This window comes from Mycobacterium sp. 852002-10029_SCH5224772, from assembly GCF_001667315.1.
Lineage (GTDB): Bacteria > Actinomycetota > Actinomycetes > Mycobacteriales > Mycobacteriaceae > Mycobacterium.
Map to the genome: position 1 here is coordinate 33626 of NZ_LZHT01000083.1, position 23666 is coordinate 57291.

Consider the following 23666-nt stretch of genomic DNA (forward strand, 5'->3'; position numbering starts at 1 on the left):
CGGCTGAGTCATCGCCCGAACGTACGGCCGGTCAGCTCGACCGTGGCCGCCAACTGCAGGGCCGACGCCGAAATACCCACCGCCGCCGTATAACCGCCCGGCTCGATCCGCCAGCTCCCGACGCTGCCGTCGTAGCGGGCGAGCAGGCGCGGATCGGCCTCGATGGATACCCGGCAGGTGGCGCCCGGTTCGAGCTCGACCCGCTCGAATCCCAGCAGCCGCAGGCACGGTCCGCCGGGCACTGCCGTCACATACAGCTGCGGCACGTCGGCCCCGGCGCGATCGCCGGTGTTGACGACGCCGAAACTGGCGGTGATGGTCTCCCCGCCGGTGAGCACTAGGTCATGGTAGTCAAACCTGGTGTAGGACAAGCCATGACCGAAGGTGAACATCGGGACGTGGCCGTGTCTGGCATACCAGCGGTAGCCGACATCGGCACCCTCGAAGTAATCGATCGTGGTCGCTGTCCCCCACGGCTCGCCGACGCCGGGCAGCCGCGGGCGAGGCGTCTGGGCCAGGTCGACCGGAAAGGTAAGGGGAAGCCGTCCCGAGGGATTCACCCGCCCGGTGAGAATCTCGGCGATGGCCTGGGCGCCGGCTTGGCCCGGATACCACGCTTGCACAACGGCATTCACCGTATCGCGCCAGGGCATGCTCGCCGGATTGCCGGTCTCGAGCACCACCACGGTATTGGGGTTGGCGGCCGCCACGGCGGTGATCACCTCGTCCTGGCCCCACGGCAGCGACAGGTCGACGAGGTCGTAACCCTCGCCTTCCGCGCGCACCGCGAACACGATCGCGATGTCAGCGTGCTGCGCCGCCAGCGCCGCCTCGGCCGGACTGATGCCCGGATCGAACTCGATCTGGGCCTGCGGCAGCTGTTTTCGCAACTCCTGCAGCGGAACCGACGGCACCAGGTACAGATTGCGCAGCCCGGCCTCCAGCCCTGCGCCGCCGATCGGGACGACGCCCGCGTAGCCACCCGGGGGTACGACGGTGCTGGAACCATAACCAGCAGGCACGCCCACGTGCGCGTACCCGCCGATCACGGCGATGCGCCCGCTCGACTCGGGCGCCAGCGGAAGTAGTCCCCGGTTGGCCAGCAGTACGGTCCCCTGCCGCGCTATGCGCAACGCAGTCTCGTTGTGCGCGGCCAGATCCGGTGCCGGCACCGCATCGGCGCGGTCGATGCCGACGGCGAACATGGATCGCAGGATCCGGTGCACCATGTCCGACAGGCGCTCCCTGGGCAGCCTGCCGGCGGCGTACGCGTCGCGCAGCGGCGCCCCGAAGGTCTCGGCCTGCCACAGCAGCCCGTCGATCTGGGCGCCGCACTCTTGATCGAGACCGCCCAGCGCGTACTCCCAGCTTCCGGTGGCACCCCAATCCGACATGACCCAACCGCGATACGCCCAGGCGCCCTTGAGCACCTCGTTGATGAGCACGTCGTTTGCCGCGGCGTAGACGCCGTTGACCTTGTTGTATGCGGTCATCACGGCGCCGGGATGCGCGCGTTCGATCGCAATCTCGAAGGCCAGTAAGTCGGATTCGCGGTGCGCGTCGGGATCGATGACCCCGTCCAGGAAGTGCCGGTTGGTTTCGTTGCAGTTCAGCGAGTAGTGCTTGACCGTCGAGATGACGCCCTGTCGCTGGATGCCGTCGATCGACTCCGCGACCATCGTCGCGGTCAAAAGGGGGTCCTCGGAAAGGTATTCGAAATTGCGGCCGTTGCGCGGGTCGCGCGCGAGGTTCATCGCCCCGGCGAGCTGCACGTTGAATCCACGGCTGCGCGCCTCCCGGCCGATCACTTCGCCTGCGGCCCGGGCCAGCGTCGGATCGAAGGTGGCGGCCAGCGCCAGCCCGGCGGGCAGCGCGGTGGCCGTGTCGCCCGGACGGTAGCCCGGGTTGGTGACGCCGAGGCTGGCATCGCTCATCAGCAGGGGCGGCACCCCGAGGCGGGGTACCCCGGGCACGTATCCCGCGCTCATCGGTGTGTCCGTCGGGATGCGCTCGTCGCGCACCGGCCACATGTCACCGGCCCCCATCACCGAGACCAGCAGCGAGAGCCGCTCGTCGTCGGTCATCTGGGCTTCGATCTCGCGCGCCCGGTTGTCGGGATCGCTCACCGCACACCCTCTTTGGCGTAGACGACGCGCAACACATGCCCCAGTTCGGGTCCCATCACCAGCTCCGTCAACTCACAGATCGTCGCGACGAACTCGGGGCCGTGCGGCGGCTCGGCCTGGCACAAATGATGCGCCACTTCGTGCAGCATCACCAGCTCGCGCAGCGCCCAGTCGGCGGTGTCACGGTCGGGGACTGCGATAACGCCTGTGCCGTCGCGGTTTTCGTAGTGTGCGGCGGTGGCGGCGCGCCGCGCCCGGACCTGCAACGGCGCCACACCCGGCCATCGGCGCCGCACCGCCGGCAGCGCCAGCACGTCGTCCACGTAGCGCTGGGCTGAGGCCACCGAGCCGAATCGGCCTTCGGGCGGCAGCGTCAACTGCGTGCCGAAGAAGTCGACGGCGGGTGTGCCGTGCTGGGCGGCGCGGTCGAACAGCGTCCGAACGAACTCCTCGGCGGCATAAACCCTGGAGCGTTGAGAATCCCGCTGGGGGGCGTTCCCGGGAGTCACCCGCTCAGCGCGCTCCGCGCCCCGGGGAGTTCGGGGCTGTCGCCGAGCCGCGCTCGCTTCCCGGCCCGGTCGCCGGCGCGGCGCGCCGCCGAGGAATACCCGGCCGAGGCGCGACTGGCCTGCCAGGTGCCGCGCGCCTTCGACGCACCGCGATAGTAGTCCACCAGTTCAACCTCCTTGTTCCGCAAGGCGATAGCGGTTCCTGGCGCACGTCGCCGGTCCTTGGTGGCATCGTGGCGAGCCTCGTCGCGGGCCTCGGCCAGCCGCTGACCGACGCGCACCCCGAAGGCCAGCTGGAAGTTGAGCCGGGCGGTGATCGTGGGCGTGGGACGATGCGCACCCGAGGCGAGGTAGGCGTCCGAGGCGCGCACCATTTGCACCACCAGGCTGGCGTACAGGGCGTGGCTGGCGTCGATGTCCTCGGCGAACCCGTAGGCGTAGACGAACGTCGAATTCGACGCCACGTCGCAACGCACGTCGTTGGCCGCGGCGATCAGCACGAAGAGCTGGACATACGTCCGTAGCCCCTTGGCACCCGCCGCGCCGATGGTGATGGTGCGCTGGGTGGGGGCCTGCGCGGCCGAACGCTGGGCCGAATGGGAGCGCGCCACCGCGAGGTCGATGGACGCGGCCGTCGCGAGCCGCTGCGCGGCGGACATGAACGCGTCGGCCTCGTGGGAGTTGTCGGTGCCTTCGGCCTGACGCAGCAGCGCGGCGATGCGCGCCAGCATTTTGTCGTCAGTCATGGCGCCAAACTACGGGAGCGGTCCGACACGCTGGCTCACAGCCGAGCGGTGATCCAGAAGACGACGCCGTCGAGCACCTGCTCGCGCTCGGGCTCGTTGAAGACCTCGTGATACAGGCCGGGATACACCTTCAACTCGACGTCGGTGGACCCCACGCATTCGACGAGGCGGTGGCTGCCGGCGACGGGAATCAACCGGTCCTCGGAGCCGTGCACCACCAGCAGCGGCGCGGTCAGGGCCGGTGCGCGCTGCGGCATGGTCTCGCCGACCTGCAGCAACGCGCGGCCGATGCCGGCCGGAACCTTGCCGTGGTAGACCAGCGGATCCTCCTTATAGGCCGCCACCACCGCGGGATCCCGGGAGATGGCGTCGACGTCGAGTTCTTGCGCGGGCAGCCCGGGCGCGACGGCGCCGAGGACCTTGGCGGCCAGCGCCAGCAGCGGCGACACCTGGTCCTGGGCCGCCACCGCGGGCCCCGACAGCACCATCAGGTCGTAGTTGTCCGGGCGTTCGACGCCGTAGGCGAAGACGATCCCCCCGCCCATGCTGTGGCCCAGCACGATGCACTTGAGGCCGTGGTGTTCCCGGGTGGCGATCCCGACCAGGGTGTCGAAGTCGCTGGTGTACTCGTGGATGCCGCGCACCACCACACGTTTGCCGCCGGAGCGGCCGTGTCCGCGGTGATCCAGCGCGTAGGTGACCAGGCCCGCCTCGCCGAAGCGCCGGGCGACGTGGTCGTAGCGACGCGCATACTCGCCGAGGCCGTGCGACAGGACCAGGACCGCCCGCGGCGCCGTCACGGGGGTCCAGACGTCGTAGACGATGCGCACACCGCCGTATCCGTCGAAACTGCATTCGCTGCGGTTCACTCGGAGGTCCTAGTCATCAGGTGGCAGCGTAATGGCTGTGTTGGGGGCCGTGTTTGCCGACACTGCGTAGGCTCATGCGGATGAGCCTTCTCGCGCAGAACCCTGAAGGTGACCCGGTGGTCGGCGAGGATTTCTCGGCGCAGGCCGAACCTTATCGTCGCGAGCTGCTCGCGCACTGCTACCGGATGACCGGGTCATTGCACGACGCGGAGGATCTGGTGCAGGAAACGTTGCTGCGGGCCTGGAAGGCGTATGCGCGTTTTGAAGGCAAGTCCTCGATGCGGACCTGGCTGCACCGCATCGCCACCAACACCTGCCTGAGCGCGCTGCAGGGGCGAGCGCGCAGGCCGTTGCCGGTGGGTTTGGGCGGTCCCAGCGCGGACCCGGCCGCCGAGCTGGTGGAGCGCCGCGAAGTGCCCTGGCTGGAGCCGCTGCCGGAGCTGACCGATCACCCGGCCGACCCGTCGGTCGTCGTGGGGTCGCGTGAGTCGGTGCGGTTGGCGTTTGTGGCTGCGCTGCAATACCTTCCGCCACGGCAGCGGGCGGTGCTGCTGCTGCGCGACGTGCTGGGGTGGCGCTCCGCCGAGGTGGCCGAGGCGGTCGGCACCACCACGACCGCCGTCAACAGCCTGCTGCAGCGGGCCCGGTCCCAACTGGACGCCGCCGGGCCCAGCGCCGAAGATCGGCTGACTCCGCCGGATTCCCCGGAGGCTCATGACCTGCTGGCCCGCTACATCGCCGCGTTCGAAACCTACGACATCGACCGCTTGGTCGAGTTGTTCACCGCGGAGGCGATCTGGGAGATGCCGCCATACACCGGCTGGTATCGGGGCGTGGCGGACATCGTCACCCTGATCCACCAGCAGTGCCCGGCCGAGGGAAGCGGAGACATGCGCCTGCTGCCATTGGTCGCCAACGGCCAACTCGCCGCGGCCTTGTACATGCGCGCCGGACCTGCGACGCCACAAGTGCATGTTCCTTTCCAGCTGCATGTGCTGGATGTGCACGGCGAGAAGGTGTCACACGTGGTGGCGTTCCTCGACGACACCCTGTTCCCGAAATTCGGGCTGCCCGCTTCGCTGCCCGCCGATAGCCGGTAGGAAGGTTGCGCATGACGAATTCCGCCACCCAGGTCGCGGCCGCGCCCGGCAAACCGCTGCTGCTGCTGAGCGCCTACGACCTGGCCGACGTGGGCTACCGCGTCGAGGAGTTCTTCGTCTCCTCCACGGCCTCGTCCTACACCCCGACGTCCGGGCTGCCCTCCGACGGCCGATGGGACGTGACACCCTCCGGCACCGCCGATTTCACCACCCGGGTGGTGGTGTTGACGCCCAGCGACCCGGCCTGTTTCAACGGAACCGTGCTGGTCGAATGGCTCAACGTGAGTGGTGGCATCGATGCTCCCGCGGTGTGGATGATGGCGCACCGCGAAATCATCCGCGCCGGTTACGCTTACGTCGCGGTCTCCGCGCAGCGGGTGGGGGTCGAGGGCGGTGACAGCCTGCTCGCCGTGGACATGTCGCTGAAAAGCCAGGATCCGCAACGGTATGCGGCTCTGCGCCACCCGGGCGACGCCTTCTCCTACGACATCTTCTCGCAGATCGGCGCCCTGCTCAAAAGCGGCGAACATCAAGACCTCGTTCGGGACCTTTCCGTGCAGCGCGTCATCGCGCTGGGCGAATCGCAATCGGCGATGTTCCTCACGACCTACATCAACGCCGTCGATCCATTGGCCCGCTGCTATGACGGGTTCCTCGTCCACTCCCGTTTCGGCCCGGCCGCCCCGCTTGACGGGAGCTCGATCTTCGCGGAATCCGATGCACCGCAAGGGGTCACCTTCCGGCCGGAACTGCGTGTCCCGCTGCTGACCGTCATCACCGAGACCGACGTCCTCGGCGGAGCCCGAGAGGGCTACTACTTCGCCCGGCAGCCCGACCACCAATATCTGCGGGTCTGGGAGATCGCCGGCGCCGCGCACGCTGACAACTACACGATTCAGGTCGCGTTCATCGACAGCGGCTCGGCGCCGCTCGAGGACATCGCGGCGGCCTACACGCCGACCAACATGTTGATGGGCCAGCAGTTGGCGCACTGCATCAACTTCGGCCCGCAACATCACTACGTGGTGCAGACCGCGCTCGCCGCGTTGAACACCTGGGTCGCCACCGGCGAGCCGCCGGCGAGTGCGGATCCCCTGGAAGTCCGCGGATCCGAAGGGCCGCAACCGGTTCTGGATCTCAACGGCCTCGCCCGCGGCGGTGTCCGAACCCCGTGGGTGGACGTGCCCGTCGCCCGGACCTCGGGGCTGGGCGGCCAAGAGAGCATCATGTCCATGATTTTCGGCTCCGGTGAGCTTTTCGACGCCGCCACGCTGCGCCGGCTCTATCCCGGGGGGAGCACGGAATATCTGGAACGCTTCACCGCCGCGCTCGACGCGGCGATCGATTCCGGGTTCATCCTGCCGGCCGACCGCGCCGAGATTCTGCAGCTCGCCGCCGCGACGTATCCCGGTGAGCGGACTTAGGTCCGATTGCCCGGCTCCTCACTCGCGCCGTTTCGGCGCTCGCCGTCGCCGGGCTAGAACAGCCGGCTATCCGGCGACGGCCCCGGCACCGGGCGGACCAGGCCTGCCCCGGTGACCAGCGGTAGATCCAGCGCCGACAGCAGACCGGGCGGGGCCGCGCACACCGCGGGGATGGCGTTGACCATCCGCGAGGCGCCGGCGATGCGCGCCCCGAGATCGTGATCGTGGTCTTCGGCCATCTCGAATTCACACCGCATGCTGGGGGAGCCCTCGATCTCCACGCGGTACAGCCCACGGCCGGACGCCATGCCGTAACCGAGGTCCTTCGGCGGGATGCAGATCCGCGGCTGGGGCCAGTCCGGGGCGATGTCGTCGCGCATGCGCGTCACGTGGTCGAGGACGAACGTCGGTTTCCCGCCGACGTAACCGGTCAGCGTCGAGCGCATGGCCGCGATAGTTCCGCCCGCGATGTGGCCGGTCGGTGTGTCGAACGATTCGCCGGCGGGGATGCGCTCGTTGGCCTCCTCGATATTGTCGATCGTGACCCCGAGCCCGGCGGCGAGCTGGTGCAACACCGGCCCCCAGCCGAACGTGAACACCCCGGGCGTGGCCGCGAACGCCGGATGCTCCGGCGGTTGGCCGAACCCGAGTATGTCGTAGACGGCGGAGCGGTCTGGATATGTCGCGTAATTGAACATCTCGGTCATCCGCACCGATTCGATCACCCGCGATACACCGGTAAGCACCAGCGGCAGAACGTCATTGGCGAATCCGGAGTCGATGCCGGTGGTGAAGAACGACGCCCCGCCGTCGAGGGCGGCCTGGCGCAGCGGCTCGGTGAACGCGGAGTCGACAGCGTCGGGGAACACCAGCGGCACCACCGAACACGACACCACGTTCTTTCCGGCACGCAGGATCGACACCATGTCCTCGACGGCCTCCAGCGGCCGCAAGTTGGCGCCCGCGGCATACACCACTGCGTCGGCGTCGCCGGCGAGCATGGCCGCCGGGTTCTGGGTCGCCACCACGCCCACCGGCGCGATGCCGCACAACTCCCCGGCGTCGCGGCCGGCCTTGGCATCGCTGTGCACCACTACGTCGACCAGCTGCAGCTCCGGATGGTCGATCACCCCGCGCAGGGCGACCACGCCCATGGAGCCCGGCCCCCACACTCCCACCTTCACCACGATTGTCTCCTAATATTAGGATGCGTATCCTTGTATTTTGGACGGATGGTAGGGAGGTGACGGTGGATACGTCAATGGCGGAGAAACGGCGCGAATCGGCCACCAAATCACCACCCACCGGGCGTGTCATGGATATCCTTGCCGCCCTGGCGAATTCGCCGAGCGGACTGTCGTCGGCCGAACTGGCGAAGACCTGCGCGATCAGCACCTCGACGTGTGCCCTGGTGCTGGCCGAGTTGGAACGGCGCGCCTGGGTGGCGCGGCGCGGGGATCGCCGCTACGTCCTGGGCAGCGGACTGTTCGGACTGGTGCACGGGCTGCGGGAGCAGTTCCCGCTGCTGGACCGCGGGCGCGACGCGCTTCGTTTTCTGCACGCCACGCTAGGCGCGGGCTGTTCCATGTCGAAGATCGGCGCCCGTCACCTGACCACGGTCGACACGTTCGGCCACGGCACCGACGGCGAACACGCTGTGGGCCAGCGCTTCCCGATCGACCCGCCATTCGGTCTGGTCGCCATGGCCTGGCGTGACGAAAATTTCGTCCAGGCCTGGTTGCATCGCGTCATACCCCGGCTCACTCGCGTCGAAATCGAGGAGCATCAACGGGTACTGGCCGATATCCGCGCACGCGGCTATGGCGCCTGGCGCTTCGACGACACCCACCGGTCGCTACACCATCGGCTGACCGAGGTGCTGGCCTCGCTCGAGCCGACCGAACGCGTCACCCGCCAACTCACCACGCTGATGACGATGATGACCCTGCAGTCGGTTACCGATGTCCTCGAAACAGACTTGGCCACGGTGGAATTCGTCGTATTGCCGATTTTCGGTCAGGATGGCCAGCCGGAGTACCAGGTCGAAATCCACCTTGGCCACGCCACCGAGTTGACCCTGCCCGAACTAGACGCCGCGCTCCGTCACGCCCAAGGGTTGCTCACCGCCGCCGTCGCCTGAGTCGGCCGAGGATTACGCTGGCATCATGTCTGCCACCACGGAGATCAGGCGAGCGGCCGAACGGGCCGTCACCACCACACCCTGGCTGACCTCCCGGCACTCGTTCTCCTTCGGCGACCATTACGACCCGGACAACACCCATCATGGGCTGCTACTGGTCAACAACGATGACATCGTCTCCCCGGGAACGGGATTCGACACGCACCCACATCGGGATATGGAAATTGTGACCTGGGTGCTGCGGGGCGCACTATCTCATCATGACTCCGCGGGCAATCATGGGGTCATCTATCCCGGGCTGGCGCAACGCATGTCGGCCGGCAGCGGGATCCTGCACTCCGAGCGCAACGACTCCCCCAGCGAGCCGGTTCATTTCGTGCAGATGTGGGTGCTGCCCGACGAGCCCGGCATCGACCCGAGCTATCAACAGCACGAGATCGACCAGACGCTGCTGGACGACGCGCTTGTGACCATCGCCTCAGGCGTGCCCGCCCACGAGGCGGCGATCACCCTGCACAACCGCAACGCGGCGCTGCACGGCGCACGCTTGCGGGCCGGGGCGGCCATAAGCCTTCCACGGGCGCCCTACCTGCATCTTTTCCTGGCCCGCGGCCGGGTCAGCGTCGAAGGGATCGGGGAATTGAACCAGGGCGACGCCGTGCGATTCGCCGACGCCGACGGACGGCGCGTCGCGGCGGCCGAGCCGTCGGAACTGCTGATCTGGGAAATGCACGCGAAGCTGGGTGACTGAGGCCATAGAGGGCCGGCGACACAGCCCATAGAGTGGGCACGACAGACAGGAGTCGGCATGCCTCACTCGCACCCGCAGCACGCGGCGCCCAACCCCAACCGAAACATCAAGGCGATCCGCACCGTGCGGTTCTGGGCGGCGCCCCTGGTCATCACGTTGGGGCTGATGTCGGCGCTGTGCGCGCTCTACCTCGGCGGCATCTTGAACCCGAGCACCAACCTGCGCCATTTCCCCATCGCGGTGGTCAACGAGGACGCCGGCCCCGGGGGCGCGCAAATCACCGACCGACTGGTCAATGGGTTGGACAAGAACAAGTTCGACGTGCGGGTGCTCTCGCGTAGCGAGGCCAAACACCAACTGGATACCGGCGAGGTGTACGGCTCGGTGGTGATACCGCCCAGCTTCTCGTCCAAGCTGCGGGACTTCGCGACCAGCGCGGTGGTGCCCGCCCGCGCCGAACGGCCGACGATCACCGTCTCCACCAACCCGCGCGCCGGCACACTCGGCGCCGGCATCGCCGGCCAGACCCTCAGCATGGCCATGGGCATGGCCAACGGCATAGCGGGGCAACGGGTTATGGCGGAGGTGGCCGCGCAGACCGGCGGCGCGCCCTTGGTCGGCGCGGCCCAGGTGGGTCTGGCCGCCCCCATCGAAATCCAGACGGTCGTCTACAACCCTTTGCCCAACGGCACCGGAAATGGCTTGTCCGCCTTCTATTACGCGCTCCTGCTGCTGCTGGCCGGGTTCACCGGCAGCATCGTGGTCAGCACGCTGGTCGACGCGCTACTCGGCTACGTGCCGGCCGAATTCGGACCGGTGTATCGGTTCGCCGAACAGGTCAGGATCTCGAGATTCCAGACGCTGCTGCTCAAGTGGGCCATGATGGTGCTGCTCGCGCTGCTCACCTCGGCGGTGTACCTGTGGATCGCCGACGGGCTCGGCATGCCCATCGATCTGAGCTGGCAACTGTGGGCGTTCGGTGTGTTCGCGATCGCGGCGGTGGGCATCACGTCCAGTTCCCTGATCTCGGTGCTGGGTACGGCGGGGATGCTGGTCAGCATGCTCATCTTTGTGATTTTCGGCTTGCCGTCGGCCGGGGCCACGGTGCCGCTGGAGGCGACGCCGTCCTTCTTCCGCTGGCTGGCCGCGTTCGAGCCGATGCACCAGGTTTTCCTCGGCGCACGATCGCTGCTGTACTTCGGCGGCCGTGGGGATGCGGGGCTGACCCAGGCGCTGATCATGACGTCGGTGGGCCTCGTCATCGGGCTGCTGCTCGGCGGTATCGTCACACACCTCTACGACCGCAAGGGCTTTCACCGAATTCAGGGTGCGGTCGAGTTGGCGATCGCTCAGGAGCATCAGGCGCAGCACAAAGCCCGCCGCGGCAAGCAGGCGGAGCCGGCCACCACTGCGCCGAAGGCAGCCGTCACCGAGCCTGAAAGTTCAAGCGAGCAAACGTAATTCGCGCGTAGCCCAAGCGTCATCGGTTCGTGATCTTTGTTGACAGTGTGACTTCTGAGGCTGATGATGTGTGAGTTGCATCCAGATCCTGGCCGAAAGGGCTATCGTGCTGACCCGACGCGCCAGCTTCCGCCGGCTGGCGGCGTGCTGCACCGCCCTCGTCGCCTGCTTCACGCTGGCCGTCACCTCGGGGCAGCCCCTCGCACGGGCCGCTGACGGACGCGATCTGCTCGCCAACGCCATCGGCAGCACCCGCGGCTCATACCTGGTCTACAACTTCGGCCCCGGTCACCCCGCGCCGATGCTCAACGCCGGCGGCAGCTGGTATGAGATGAACAACGGCGGCCATCTGATGATCATCAAGAACGCGGCCGGACGACTCTCGCCGCACCTGCTGGTCGATACGCACCAGGGAGACCAGGCCCGCTGCGAAAACAATCCCGGCGCCCGCACCGGCGAGGGGCTGTGGCAGGCCTCGGAGCTCTACGCGCCGCTGCAGGCCTGGCAACGCATGGGCCAGCCGACGATCGCGATCAACGCCAACTTCTTCGACGTGCGCGGGCAAAAGGGTGGCTCGTGGCGCCAGACCGGCTGCAGTTCACCGCTGGGTGCCTTCGTGGACAACACCAATGGCCGCGGCCGCGCCAACCAGGCGGTCACCGGCACCCTCGCCTATCCCGGCAAGCAAGGTCTGTCCGGCGGCGGCGAGAGCTGGAGCGCCCTGACGACGATGATCCTGCCGTCGGGCGGCGCGCCGTATGTGGTGTGGCCCAGGACGAAAAAGGACTACGACGCCGCCACTCCGGTGGTCCAGGACCTACTCAACAAGAACGAGAGGTTCGTGGCGGTGTCGGGCATCGGGCTGCTCGCGCCCGGCAACACCGGACAACTGCACGACGGCGGACCCAGCGCGGCGCGAACGGCGTTGGCCTACGCGCGGCAAAAGGACGAGATGTACATCTTCGAGGGCGGCAACTACACCCCGGACAACATGCAGGACCTGTTCCGCGGGCTGGGCAGCGACAACGCCGTGCTGCTCGACGGCGGTGGTTCGTCGGCGATCGTGCTGCGCCGTGACACCGGCGGCATGTGGGCCGGGGCGGGCTCGCCCAAGGGATCGTGCGACACCCGCCAGGTACTCTGCGACTCGCACGAACGGGCGCTGCCGAGCTGGCTGGCGTTCAATTAGTCGCCGTCGCCGCGGTTTTCGTCGCGGCGGGACCGAACCTGAAGATCGCCAGGCTCGCCGCGATCACCGCCGCGGCCACCACGAACACCGGGGCGACCAGGTACCTCGACATCGTCGCGCCGAACAAAGCGCCGGCGCACATGGTGACGACGACGCCGATGCGCAGCCGTTGGCGCTCGCCCGTGCCGCCGGCCAGGCGGCTGTCCACGCCGAGGCTGACGATCGTCGATGTCAGCACGGTAGTCGACAGTTCCTGAATGCCGAACTGCCGCGCGCTCGAGTGCTGCAACCCGAACGTCACTGCGAGGATGCCGATCATGATGAGTGTGGAATTCCGTTGGTAGGGCAGCACTCCCGCGCCCGCCAGGATCGATAGCGCAACCAGCAAGACGATCTCGGTGGCCAGCACCGTGGTGATCCACGTCCGCGTCCGCTCACCGAAATGCCGCAACAACCGGCCGCTGAGCACCGTCGCGCAGACGAACGTCGGCAGCGCCACCGCGACGGCGGTCAGGTCGATGCTGGTTCTCGGGGCCAGCCAGAAACCGAGGAAGATCACGTTGCCGGTCATGTTGGCGACGAACACATGGCCGAGCACCAGGATACTGATCGAGTCGGCCAATCCCGTCGCGAACGTCAGCAACAGCAGCGCCGTCACGGTCCATCGCTGTGATACCGGTGAGGTAACCGCCATGGGGTGCAGTCTCTTTCGGCGCGGCCCGCTGCAGCGTTACGTTTTCGGTGTCAGATCCAGCGAGGTGATCGTCGTCATTCTGGTCACCAGCCATCTGCTCTTCGACCGCTTCATGAACAGCCGGTAGGACAGGTACTTCAGCGACGGCACGTTTTTGGTCAGCGGACTGGTGGACGACGTGTTGGTGTAGACGATGACCACGGCGTTGGTGTCGTCGAGCGACTCGACCGCCGCGCCGGTGACCTCGGTGCTGTTGGTGATCTTCGCCTGCTTGTTCGGCGCCACGATGGCGTCGACGAATTTGCGGTACTGCGCCGCGAAATCGCCGCTGAGATAGGCGGATGCACGGTCGGCGAGGGTGTCCATGTTCTCCGGGGTGTACGTCCACAAGGTCGTGATCGCGTTGGCCGCGGTCCGCGCGACGTTGAGTTTCGTTTCCGCGGCCGCCCGGTCGGCCAGGTACGGCTGCACCATCGCGCCGGCGAATCCGGCCGAGCCGACGAAGAGCAGGGTGGCGACCAGGGCGACGATGGCCCACGCATTGCCCGCCAGCCGCCGTTTGCGCGCACCGGTGGCCGGCGGCGCGTCCGTCGCCTGCTGGTCGGCGTCCTCGGTGGCCTCGGTGGTCTCGGTGGCCTCGGCATCGGCGTCGCCCTGTGCCTCAACAGTCGCCTCGTCAGCGGTCGCCTCGTCAGCAGTCGCCTCGTCCTCGGGGGACGCCGGGGTCTGCTCGGCGGTCAGATCACTTGCTGCAGGTTGCTGATCTTCCACTGGTTCCCTTCCTGCGTCGCGGTTGCCGCCCAACGATTGGCGTTTTCCAATACCTGTTTCTCGTCCTGTGATTTCGTGGTGGTGGCCGTGGCCACCATGACATTGGCGCTGCCATCGTCGTTCCATCGCTCCAGACCGGCGCCCAGGACGTTCCCCGTGGCCGGTTCGGCACGGGCGACCTGGAGCAGGATCTGGTTGGCGTTCTTCTCGTACTGCTTGGCGAACTCGCCGGTCGCCTGGGCCAATATGCGGTTCACGTAGTCGTTGGCGTGATAGGGGTCGATGGAGGTGAACTGGGTCATGAAACCGGTCACGTAGCCCAGCACCTCGCGGTCCCTGGATGCGGCCCGCGCCCGGGATTCATGCGAGACCCACACCAGCGCGCACACAGTGATCGCGGCCACCATCAGCACCGCCGCGACGGTGCTGGCCAGCGGCACCACCCATGCTCGCTGCGTCACGACGGGTCGCTCGACGAGCAATGGCCGCTCACCGGGCGCGAATCTGCGGCGCGGGCTCATTTGCCGTTCCCGGGTGGTTTCGGCTTGGACAGCACGGTGAGATCGTCGACGCGCCAAGTGTTCCCGCCGTCCTTGGCGAAGCTCACCCGCACGGTCGCGCTGATGTAGCGCACCTCGGGTGCCGCGCCGCGCCGGCCCTGCATGAACATCAGCATCCTCGCCCGGCTCGGCGCCGCCGACTCGATCGAACTGTTGATGACCCAGTATTCGTTGATGACCGGGTTCCCCTTCTGCACCAGGTCCTGCTGGGCCGCCAGCTGGGCTCGGTATTTGTCGGTCGCCAAGGACAAGGCCCGGGTGAAGTCGTCGTGCAGCGACTTGGGGTCATACGTCAGCATCTGGGCCACGATTTTCGGTCCCTGGATCCTCAGCGCCGCAATGGTTTGATCGGTGGCCCGCTGCGGGGCGTACACCGCCCCGTAGCTGATGGCGGCACCACCTAGGCAGAGCACCGTCGCGCCCAGCACGGCGGCCCCGGCCCAGCGCCGGACCTCACATGGCGACTTGTCCGGTTGCCGGCGGCGCACCTCGGTGCGCGCGGTCATGTCGGCGAACGTGCGGTGACGCGAATCCCATAGCGGCCATAGCCATCCCACCACCGATGCGGTATCGAGCAGGTGGGCGACGTCGCGCAGCAGCAGCGTCCACGGCCCCGGAGCCTCACCGCCGCGACGCGTCACCGCGATGCCGACCACCGCGCGGCCCAGGCTCCACCCGAGGATCGGCGGCAGCAAAAGCCGGTTGACCAGCATCGCCAGGACGGCAAGCCCCCCGACGCAGATGCACACCCACCACCACGCCCCACGCATCGGCACGGCGACCGACACCAGCGCCAGCGTCGTCACCACCGCCACCCCCGGTAGCACGTCGATAACGAAAGCGCCGACGCGAGAATGCCAGGGCGCCAGGTCATCCCGCGGTGGCTCCTGGACATCGGTGGGCGCGGTCTGCTCGACCACCACCGTCACTTCGTCACCTGGTCGAGTTTGGAGATCCTGTACTGACCCTCCGCGAGGGCCATTCTCACCCGTAGGCGGTAGCCGGCTTCGTTCTGCGTCTGATCGTTGGCCACCTTGACGCGAAGCGCGACGAGGACATCGATCGAACCGTCGGGGTTGTTGCGCTCGACCGCCGCCCGCACATCCGACACCTGAACGTGGATGTTCGCGGCCTGATACGCCTGGATGAGCATGCCGGTGTACACCAGGGCCTGCGCGCGGAAAGCGTCCGTGCCGCAGTCGATGATCTTCTGCTCACTCGCGGTCATCGCGTTGGTGTCCGGCGCCTGGGTCGCCGTGACACAGTCCAGCGCCGCCTTGAGCGCCGTGGCGTTGTTGCGGGCGATCACCTGGCTGTCGTGGTGGTAGCGCAGCGCCAGGTAGCCCCCCGCCCCGATCCCACCGGCACACAGCACCAGCACCGCGGCGATGGTGGCCAGCCACCCGCGTCCCACCCGGGACGGACCACGCGGGGCGGTCACTCCGGGCTCGCCGGATTCCCCCAGATCCTCGGAAGCACCCTGCGGACTGGTATTTTCGGCTCCGCTGTCGGGGGCCGTCGAATCCTTGCCGTTCTCTTCGGGGTTCAACGAATCGTCGTTCGTGTCGATGGGGTTCAGCCGGCTGGCGCCAGCATCTCCTTCCATCCGTCGTCTCCTGTTCTGGTCGAGTTCTCGACGGAGTATTTCACTCCGTCTGGCCCTACCAGTTCACCGCTTTGGGGACTGTAGACCGCCGTGGGAGGCCCGCTGGGGGTGTAGACACACGGGTTGGGCTGCTGGCCGTTGCACTGCACGGTACCCGACCCCGGCCGCGACAGCGGATCGCTGACCGCGGGCGGTGTCCCGGCCACCCGGTCGGCGGGTGCCGGGTTCACGCCGTTGTTGACCGACGGCGCGGGGATCACCATGCCGGGGCGCACTGACTGATCGCACCGCGCTCCCGGCGCGGGGCAGGTCAGGATCTGGTTGGGGTCGCCATACCAAGGGTTGGTCCCCGCCGGAACGTACGGCTTGGGGTCGCGGCACTCCCGCGGGGTGGCCGCCCGTTTGCCTGGGACATCGACACAAGGGATGTTGCGCGACCCACGCACAACGTTGGCCGGGGTTTCCATCGGGATCTTGCAGTAGGTGCCCGTCGGCAGCGGCTGGATGCTGGTGTCCGCCGGCGACCGCCACTCCGAGGCGGGCATGAAGCCGGTCAGGCACGGCGGCGGCTGGTTGATCGAGAGCGCCAGGTCAAGCGCGGCCATGTTCGGGAACGGCGCAGCCACCGTCTGGGCGATCGACGCGCCCTGCGGAAGGAAGACCAAGACCTGCTCGACGCCGGTGTGGTAGCGCTTGAGCAGGTCGATGACGACCTCGAGATTGGCCAGCGTCTGCGGCAGCGATTCCCGGACGTCGCTGAAGACGTCGTTGATCTGATCGGCCGTCGGCGCCGCTTGGCGCAGCACGCTTTTCACGTGCTGGTCCTGCTGGGCGGACTGAGCGGCCAACGTGTTCAGGTTGCGCGCCCAGCGCTCGATGTTGTCGCCCGATTTGACCTGGCTGTCCAGCACCGGGCCGGAATTCTCGATGATGTCGTTGACGTCGGTGATCTGGGTCTTGAAGTCACCGACGATCGCCTGGGTGGCGTCGACCAAACGCTGCAGGGCGGGACCCAACCCGCCGACGGATTGCGCCGTCTCGTCGAGCAGCGTGCCGAGCTTCTCCTTGGGCAGCACCGACAGACCGCGGTTCGCCGTGTCCAGGGCCGGCCCGATCTCGGCGGGCACCGTGCCCTTGGTGATGGTGTGCCCGGACGACAGGTACTTTCCGGGATTCCCACTCGAAACCAGGTCCAGGTACTGCTCACCGACCGCCGAGACCGAGTGCACGTTGGCCGTCGCGTCGATCGGGATCTTGTAATGGCTGTCGATGCTCATGGTGGCCTCGACGCCGTGCTCGGTCGGCTCGACGTCGGTGACCTTGCCGATGGTGATGCCGCGATAGGTGACATTCGCGGTGGGATACAGCCCGCCCGAGGCGGGCAGTTCAGCCTTCAAGGTGTACTGGCCGATGCCCATCAGGCTCGGGATCTGCAGGTAGTAGATACCGAGCACGAGCAGCGAGATGACGGTCAGGATCCCGAAGGCGATCAGCTGGCGTCGGATGAAGGGAGTCAGCAATTCCTGTCCCCCCTTTCCACCAGCGGTCCGCCCGGCGCGTCATTCGGGTTGGGCGTGTAGCGCACGTCGGGGATCATCGTCTCCGGGTCCCGCCCGAACGACTGCTCGAGCGCCCGCAGGGCTCCCGACAATCCGGTCCCGGTCAGGAACGCGTTGTCGACCGCGCTGTAGGTCAGGTCCAGCGTCAGCGAAACGTTGATGAAGTCACCGCGGAACAGCTTGGGCACGGTGTCGATATCGAACGGCTGAGTGAGGATCAACTTGAGCGCGCCGATCAAATACGGCGAGGCGCGACCGAGCTCCTTGAGGGGGCATTGCAGCAATTGCAGATCCTGGTGCAACGGCCCGCGTGCCTCCGACAGGTACTGGTCGGTGGCCTGGCTGAGCCGCCCCACCGAATCGACGGCGTTGATCAGCAGGTCTTTGGTGTCAGCGAAATGCTTGATCAGCGGCGGGACGTCGGTGAGCACCCGGTCCAGGACGTCGGCCCGGCCACCCACATAGGTCAGCAGCCGGTTGGTGGAGTCAATAGCGTGGGTGATGTCGTCGCGCTGCGCGTTGAGCTGGGTGGTGAAGGTGTCCAGCTTGCCGAGTAGCGAACGGATCTGGTCTCCGCGCCCGTTGAAGATGTTGTAGATCTCGTTCTGCAGCACCTCCAGGTTGGGGATGCCGCCGCCGCGCAGGATCAGCGACAGGCTGGCCAGCGTCTGCTCGGTCGTGGGATACGACGACGAATTCTTCAGCGGAATGGTGTCGCCATCCTTGAGCAGCTCACGCGACGGATTCGGCGGCGAGGCAAGCTCGACGTGCTGAGAACCCAGCAGCGAGGTCTGGCCGATCTTGGCGGTGGCGTTCTTGGGCAGCTTGGTGTGCTTGTCCAAGCCCAGCGTCAGGGTGGCAACCCAGTTCTTCAGCTGGATGGCCTTGATCGAGCCGACGAACACGTCGGCCACCATCACCTTGGAATTGCCGTTGATCGCAAGGGTGTCGGGGACCTGCACATAGACGGTCATGGCCCCCTCGCCGCTGCCCGGGCCGCCCGGAATCGCGACGTTGGAGATGCCTTTCCAGCCGCACGAACTCAGCACCATCGCGGCCACCAGCAGCACCAGGGCCTGCCACGCCCCGCGGCGGATCAAACGAAATGCGTCCCTCATTGGCCGACGGTTCAGCTTGCTCGTCGCGCTCATCACTGGCCACCTCCGAAGTCAGCGGCAGACGCCGGGCCACCGGCGTTCGGCGCGGGTGCGGACACCTGCGCCGGTGTCGGCGCGACCGGACCCGGGATCACGCCCGGCCCCGGCGGTGGCGGCTGGATCGGTACCGGGGCGTTCAGCCCCATGGGCGGCACGATCGGGTTTTCGTCATAGGCATTCGGCGGCCCCGGCGGTGTCTGCAGGTTCGATTGGACGGGTTCGATGTTGGGCCCACCCATGAGCTCTTCCAGCGACTCGGGGGTCATCAGGCCCGCGGTGATGGGCCCGACCTGCTGGCCCTGCATGCCCGGGGCGACGATCCAGCCCGGCTGGGTGTTGCGGTGCGACGTCGGGGTGTCCGGCACCCAGATGCCCGGGACGGTGGTGTCCTTGTAGCCATTGGGCGGCTGCAGCCGCGGCTCGGAATAGGCCACCTCCTTGGGCAGCGTCGCCGCGGTGCTGAACGGGTTCAGGCCGAACGGCGGATAGTTGAACTTGATCGCGTCGAGGACCGGCGCCAGGTACTGCGCGCACAATTCGGCGGAGTCCTGATAGCCCAGCCGGCTGCCGGCCTGAATCGCGCTACAGATGAACTGCATCGGGTTGGCGAAGTTCTGGATCGCCGGCAGGCCGACGACGGCCCCCTGGGCCGGGTGATAAATCTGGTTGATATTCGACGCGGCCGTCGGGAGAACGTGCAGCGCGGTCTCCAGCCCGTTCAGCGGCTCCGGTTGCAGCAGCGTGTTCGTCACGGTCGCCAGGTTGTTGATGTCGTGAGTCAGCACCTCGCGGTTCTGGTCCAGCCACGGGCGCACGGTCGTGAGCAGGCTGTCGAACTGCTGCACCGCGCTGGCGAGGGCGGTGTCGTCGTGGGCGAGCCGGGTGGTGAAATCCGCCAGGTTCTGGTTGAGCGCGACGAACTGCTGGTCGTCTTGGTGCAGGGCGTTGACGAACAGCGCCAAGCTGCGCACCACCGCAAAGAAATCGCCGCGACCCTCGTTCAACGCGGTCAGCGCCTTCGACAGATTCGTGAACGTCGCGTTGATCTGTTTGCCCTTGCCGGCCAGCCCGTCGGCGAACGACTCGATGACCTCGCCGAACGGACCCTTCGGCTGCTGGGGCGTGGGACCCAGCTTCGAGATGATGTTGGTGATGCTGTTGCGCAGCTGATCCCATTCGACCGGCACCTGGGTGCGCTCTTCGGGGATCACCGCGTTGTCGGCCAACGCCGGGCCGCCCTTATACGGCGGCTCCAGCTGGATGGCGCGCGAGGCCACCAGGGTGGGGTTGAGGATCACCGCCGACGCGTTGGCCGGCACCCGGTACTTGTTCTCGTAGTGGAAGGTGACCTTCATCTTGTCGCCGGTCGGCTCGATCTTGTCGATCGCGCCCACCCGCAGGCCCATGATCTGGACCTTGTCCCCCTTGTAGAGCGCATTCGTTGCCGGGAAGTAGGCCACCACGGTGTTGTTGGTCAGCTTCTCGTAGAGCCTCCAGCCGACGTAGCCGACGACGAGGGCCAACACGATCACCAGCGACCCGATGATCACCGCCGCCCGGGACATCTTCGGGAGCCGAATGTTGCGGACGTCAAAGATGGTGCTCAATTCTGGCTACCTCCCGTGACACCGCTGCCTCCCGCTCCACCGGGGTTGATGAACGGTGCCGGCAACTGGTTGCCCGGCCCGGCCGGCGCCGGCGGTCCCGGCGGCAGTCCCGGCGCGAACGTCGACGGCGGTGGCACCGGTCCGGCCGGCGCCAGGTTCTCAGTACGCGCACCCGGGGGTGCCTGCGTCGGCAACGGCACCGGCGTTCCCGGCACGTCCGGCGGCGGGTCGCCCGGCCGGCCCGCGATATTGATGCCCGGCGTGGGCGGCAGGCCGTTGGGGTTCGGCGGCGAGGTCATCACGTCGATCGGCGCCGGGAAGCCCGGCCCACCGAACGGGCCCGCACCAGCACCCGCACAGGGCAGCGGATTCCACGGCCGCGGCAGACCCTCGTCGCCGACGGTGACGTTGCCACCGGGGTTCCCCGGCGTGTACGAACACGGCGATCCCGGCGGGACGGCCGGGCCCGGGTGATCGGGCGTGCCCTCGAGCACCGGTGGCGCCGGCGGTGGCGCGCCGTTGGGGAACCGGGTGCCGTTGGGGTCCGGGAACCGGTATTCGGGCAGGCCGGCACCGCGCCAGAAGTTCTCGGGATCGATGCCGCGCTTCTTGAAGGCCGCGTCGACCCATGGCTGGGAAATCTGGTAGAGGGCCAGGTTCGACAGGATCACCTTGAAGAACGGTCCCGACCCGATGGCCTCGTTCAACGACGGAAGGAACTTGCCGACTTCGATGAACCCATTGGCGAGGTCGTCCTTGCGCTGAACCAGGATGTCGCTGACCGTGCGCAGCTGTTCCAGCACATGGTTCAGGTTCGGGTTGTCGTTGATCAGCCCTTTCACCTGCTCCGAGAAGGCCGCGACGTTCGCCAGCAGCGCGTTGATGGCCTGCCCGCGTTCGTTGAACGCGGCCAGCAGCGTCTTTGCGTTGACCAGCAGCCGATCCACCTGGTCGCTGCGGTCACCCAGGACGCCGGCCACCTGGTTGGCCTGGGCAAGCAGATGCTTGACCTGCTCGTCGCGCTTGCCGATGGTGTCGGAGAACTTGGCTACGCCGTCGAGCGCCGGGCTCAGGTGCGGGTAGGTCTGGTCGATGGTCTCCGAGAGCACGTGCAGTGACTGCTTGACGGTGTCGATGTCCCAGCCCTGGGCGGCCTTGGTGACGTCGAAGAATGCGTCGTAAATCTGATACGGCGTGGTGCTTTGGCCCAGCGGCAACGTTGCCCCGGGCCGCAGCGCCTGGTTACCGCGGGTCTCGACGTCGAGGACCTTCTTACCCAGGATGGTGTCGGTCTTGATCGCGAGGCGGCTTTCGGTGCCGATGGTGTTAGTGCCGACGGAGAACTTCATCCGGATGTGGTCGCCATCGATCTCGAGGCCCTCCACCTTGCCGACGTCCAGGCCGGCGATGCGCACTTTGTCGCCGGCGTTGATGCCGCCGGAGTCGGTGAACTGGCCGTAGTAGCTCGGCTTGGCGAACAGCATCGGCACGCTGGTGAAGCTTTGGCCGACGCCGATCACGAGCGCCGTCACGACGATGCCCATCAGCCCGATGCGGACCCGGTTGGCGGGTTCAAGTGTTCTCATTGCGGCGTGCACCTACCCGTCGGCTGCTGGAACAGCCGAACCGTACGGACCGGCCCGCCGGCCTGCAGACCGTTGATCTTGAGGGTGATGTCGCAGGCGTAGAAGTTCACGAAGTCCCCGTAGATGCCGATGGAGCGTCCGATCATGTTCAGCGCGGTCGGCACCTTCTTGAGGTAGTCCTGCAGTTGGTCCTGCTGGTCGATGAGCGGCTGCTGGACGGCGTCGAGGTAGTTGATCGTCTTGTGCAGCAGCGCGCGGTCCTCGGACAGCAGGTCGGCCACCGTGCCGGCGGCGTTGCTGATGTGTGCGGTCCCGCCCGCCAGCTGGTCGCCGTGGTCCTTGAGCCCGGTGATCAGCACCTCGAGCTTGTCGACGGTCTGGTCGAATTGCTGCCGGTGCCGAACCGTGGTGTCCAACACGATGTTCAGGTTCTTGATGACGTCGCCGATCGCCTGGTCGCGCTCACCGAGCTGGCTGGTCAGCTGCGCGGTCTGGTCGAGGATGTCGTTGATGGTGCCGCCCTGGCCCTGGAACACGGTGACGAGCGTGGTCGCAATGGTGTTGACCTTCTGCGGGTCCAACGCCCTGAACAGTGGTTTGAACCCGCCGATCAGAGCGTCGAGGTCCAGTGCCGGCTGCGTTCGCGACAGGGGGATGAAACCACCGGCCGGCAACACCTTGTCCGCGCCTTCGCCCTGGCCTCGTTTGAGCTCCAAGTAGCGGTTACCGATCAGGTCCAGGTAGCGGATCTGGGCGGTCGTCGACGCGTACAGCGGGATGGAGCGATCAACGTCGAATTCCACCCGCGCACGCTTGCCGCCGTCGACCAGCTTCACCGAACCGACCTTGCCGACCTCGACGCCGGAGGCACGGACGAACTGACCGGCGCGCAGGCCGCTGACGTTGGTGAACTCCGCCGAATACTTGTTGGTGCGGTCAAAACGCATCTGACCGAACACCACAAAGATCATCACAGTGAAGATCAGCAGCACCACCGAGAAGATGCTGAGTCTGACAATGGTTCCGGTGATTTTCATGGGTTGATCGTGTTATCCCCTACCTGACGGCCCCAGACGTACTCGATTGCATAGGGCGAACCGGTTTCCAGGTGGTTGTACGGCGCAAGGCTGTTGGCGGTGTCCATCACCAACTCGGGGGCGGGCCACAGATCGTGGGTGATCGGCTGCCAGCAACCCGGTGCTCCTCCGGGTCCACCGCGAGCGTTCACCCGCGGCAGGTTCTCCGGCCAGATGTAAGGGTTGGGCGCCCCACCGACCAGACCGGCCGTGGCGCCGAGCCCCAGCGTGAGCGCGGAGACCGCGACCAGGGACAGGGGGTTGGCTACCAGCCCCAGCCCGGATAGCACCTCGGTGTTGGTGATGAGCGAGTAGCCGTTGCCGCCGAGGAACGTGGCGGCCTTGGGTTCGATGTCGTGGTAGTTGCGGACCGCACAGAACAGTGAGGGGCTGTAGGTGTCGAGCAGCTGCGCCGAGGGCACCAGGTCGGCCGCACCCCGCGCCAGGTACGGCCCGGCCTTGTTGAACACATCCGCCCCGGTGTTACCGAACCCCGCCGCCGACAACAACGCCTGATCCAGATCCTTTTGCTGCGCATTGATCGTGCGCGACGTCACCACCGCATTATTCAAAAAATCAAACAGGTCCGGCGACGCGTTCGCATACGTATCCCCCAACGCCGCCAACCGCTGAATATCCTTACGCGCCTGCGGCATCCGCGGATTCACCTCATCAAGAACCGCATTCGCATTCACCACCGACTGCCCGAACTTGTCCCCCAACCCCGCCAACGAC

At 67.1% G+C, this 23666-nt stretch carries 22 protein-coding genes; 6 read left to right on the forward strand and 16 right to left on the reverse strand.

The features are described from left to right. Window positions 1-8 precede the first annotated feature (8 nt). From A5775_RS14020 to A5775_RS14035, 4 genes are read right to left on the reverse strand one after another with little or no spacing between them, the layout of a single operon-like run. Window positions 9-2126, reverse strand: coding sequence for a beta-glucosidase (locus tag A5775_RS14020; protein WP_197512567.1), 2118 nt, complete (start codon window positions 2124-2126; stop codon window positions 9-11). Beyond that, a complete protein-coding gene (locus A5775_RS14025; protein ID WP_067253115.1) occupies window positions 2123-2635 on the reverse strand; it encodes a TIGR04338 family metallohydrolase in 513 nt (170 codons plus the stop codon). Before A5775_RS14025 ends, A5775_RS14020 begins: the two co-directional genes overlap by 4 nt. Further along, window positions 2632-3381 (reverse strand): DUF2786 domain-containing protein, encoded by a 750-nt coding sequence (locus A5775_RS14030; protein WP_067253116.1) that lies wholly within the window; start codon window positions 3379-3381, stop codon window positions 2632-2634. The genes A5775_RS14025 and A5775_RS14030 overlap by 4 nt, the downstream gene beginning before the upstream one ends. Window positions 3382-3416: 35 nt before the next feature. Further along, window positions 3417-4250 carry an alpha/beta hydrolase gene (locus tag A5775_RS14035; protein WP_067253117.1) on the reverse strand — a complete coding sequence of 278 codons (834 nt, stop codon included), beginning with the start codon at window positions 4248-4250 and terminating at the stop codon, window positions 3417-3419. Window positions 4251-4324: 74 nt separating this feature from the next. Here A5775_RS14035 and A5775_RS14040 point away from each other — a divergent pair, with 74 nt between their 5' ends. Both A5775_RS14040 and A5775_RS14045 read left to right on the forward strand, forming a co-directional pair. Beyond that, window positions 4325-5350 carry a sigma-70 family RNA polymerase sigma factor gene (locus A5775_RS14040; protein ID WP_067253119.1) on the forward strand — a complete coding sequence of 342 codons (1026 nt, stop codon included), beginning with the start codon at window positions 4325-4327 and terminating at the stop codon, window positions 5348-5350. Window positions 5351-5361: 11 nt separating this feature from the next. Next, window positions 5362-6774 carry an alpha/beta hydrolase domain-containing protein gene (locus tag A5775_RS14045; protein ID WP_067253121.1) on the forward strand — a complete coding sequence of 471 codons (1413 nt, stop codon included), beginning with the start codon at window positions 5362-5364 and terminating at the stop codon, window positions 6772-6774. A gap of 53 nt (window positions 6775-6827) precedes the next feature. On the opposite strand, the gene A5775_RS14050 is transcribed toward A5775_RS14045, so the two are convergent. Beyond that, window positions 6828-7961 carry a dihydrodipicolinate reductase gene (locus tag A5775_RS14050; RefSeq protein WP_082953017.1) on the reverse strand — a complete coding sequence of 378 codons (1134 nt, stop codon included), beginning with the start codon at window positions 7959-7961 and terminating at the stop codon, window positions 6828-6830. Window positions 7962-8035: 74 nt separating this feature from the next. On the opposite strand from A5775_RS14050, the gene A5775_RS14055 reads away from it, so the two are divergent. The 4 genes from A5775_RS14055 to A5775_RS14070 all read left to right on the forward strand — a co-directional run bounded on the left by A5775_RS14055 (window position 8036) and on the right by A5775_RS14070 (window position 12315). Then, window positions 8036-8914: a MarR family transcriptional regulator gene (locus tag A5775_RS14055; RefSeq protein ID WP_067253126.1), complete on the forward strand. Its 879-nt coding sequence runs from the start codon at window positions 8036-8038 to the stop codon at window positions 8912-8914. Between the two features lie 25 nt (window positions 8915-8939). Then, window positions 8940-9665: a pirin-like bicupin family protein gene (locus A5775_RS14060; protein WP_067253128.1), complete on the forward strand. Its 726-nt coding sequence runs from the start codon at window positions 8940-8942 to the stop codon at window positions 9663-9665. A gap of 57 nt (window positions 9666-9722) precedes the next feature. Next, entirely contained in the window at window positions 9723-11126 is a 1404-nt protein-coding gene (locus tag A5775_RS14065) for a YhgE/Pip domain-containing protein (protein ID WP_067253130.1), read from the forward strand. Between the two features lie 79 nt (window positions 11127-11205). After that, complete coding sequence (locus tag A5775_RS14070) at window positions 11206-12315, forward strand: phosphodiester glycosidase family protein (RefSeq protein WP_156660696.1); 1110 nt, start codon at window positions 11206-11208, stop codon at window positions 12313-12315. Here the strand turns inward: A5775_RS14070 and A5775_RS14075 are convergent. From A5775_RS14075 to A5775_RS14125, 11 genes are all read right to left on the reverse strand, one after another. Then, the gene (locus A5775_RS14075) at window positions 12308-12973 is read right to left on the reverse strand and encodes a YoaK family protein (RefSeq protein ID WP_082953018.1); all 666 of its coding nucleotides are present in this window, start codon (window positions 12971-12973) and stop codon (window positions 12308-12310) included. The genes A5775_RS14070 and A5775_RS14075 overlap by 8 nt on opposite strands. Before the next feature lie 72 nt (window positions 12974-13045). Then, complete coding sequence (locus A5775_RS14080) at window positions 13046-13780, reverse strand: mammalian cell entry protein (protein WP_067253134.1); 735 nt, start codon at window positions 13778-13780, stop codon at window positions 13046-13048. Then, entirely contained in the window at window positions 13747-14301 is a 555-nt protein-coding gene (locus A5775_RS14085; protein ID WP_067253135.1) for a mammalian cell entry protein, read from the reverse strand. The genes A5775_RS14080 and A5775_RS14085 overlap by 34 nt, the downstream gene beginning before the upstream one ends. Next, entirely contained in the window at window positions 14298-15269 is a 972-nt protein-coding gene (locus A5775_RS14090) for an RDD family protein (RefSeq protein ID WP_067253137.1), read from the reverse strand. Before A5775_RS14090 ends, A5775_RS14085 begins: the two co-directional genes overlap by 4 nt. Continuing rightward, window positions 15266-15946 carry an Mce protein gene (locus A5775_RS14095; RefSeq protein WP_067253139.1) on the reverse strand — a complete coding sequence of 227 codons (681 nt, stop codon included), beginning with the start codon at window positions 15944-15946 and terminating at the stop codon, window positions 15266-15268. Before A5775_RS14095 ends, A5775_RS14090 begins: the two co-directional genes overlap by 4 nt. Beyond that, the gene (locus tag A5775_RS14100) at window positions 15916-17466 is read right to left on the reverse strand and encodes a virulence factor Mce family protein (protein WP_067253142.1); all 1551 of its coding nucleotides are present in this window, start codon (window positions 17464-17466) and stop codon (window positions 15916-15918) included. Before A5775_RS14100 ends, A5775_RS14095 begins: the two co-directional genes overlap by 31 nt. Beyond that, window positions 17460-18623 carry a virulence factor Mce family protein gene (locus A5775_RS14105; protein WP_067253144.1) on the reverse strand — a complete coding sequence of 388 codons (1164 nt, stop codon included), beginning with the start codon at window positions 18621-18623 and terminating at the stop codon, window positions 17460-17462. The genes A5775_RS14100 and A5775_RS14105 overlap by 7 nt, the downstream gene beginning before the upstream one ends. A 32-nt stretch (window positions 18624-18655) precedes the next feature. Further along, window positions 18656-20269: a virulence factor Mce family protein gene (locus A5775_RS14110; RefSeq protein WP_067253146.1), complete on the reverse strand. Its 1614-nt coding sequence runs from the start codon at window positions 20267-20269 to the stop codon at window positions 18656-18658. Further along, window positions 20266-21855 (reverse strand): virulence factor Mce family protein, encoded by a 1590-nt coding sequence (locus A5775_RS14115; RefSeq protein WP_067253149.1) that lies wholly within the window; start codon window positions 21853-21855, stop codon window positions 20266-20268. Before A5775_RS14115 ends, A5775_RS14110 begins: the two co-directional genes overlap by 4 nt. Beyond that, entirely contained in the window at window positions 21852-22892 is a 1041-nt protein-coding gene (locus A5775_RS14120; RefSeq protein WP_067253152.1) for a virulence factor Mce family protein, read from the reverse strand. Before A5775_RS14120 ends, A5775_RS14115 begins: the two co-directional genes overlap by 4 nt. After that, window positions 22889-23666, reverse strand: a 778-nt coding sequence (locus A5775_RS14125; protein ID WP_197512573.1) for an MCE family protein, incomplete at its 5' end; no start/stop codon positions are given. The genes A5775_RS14125 and A5775_RS14120, both read right to left, overlap by 4 nt.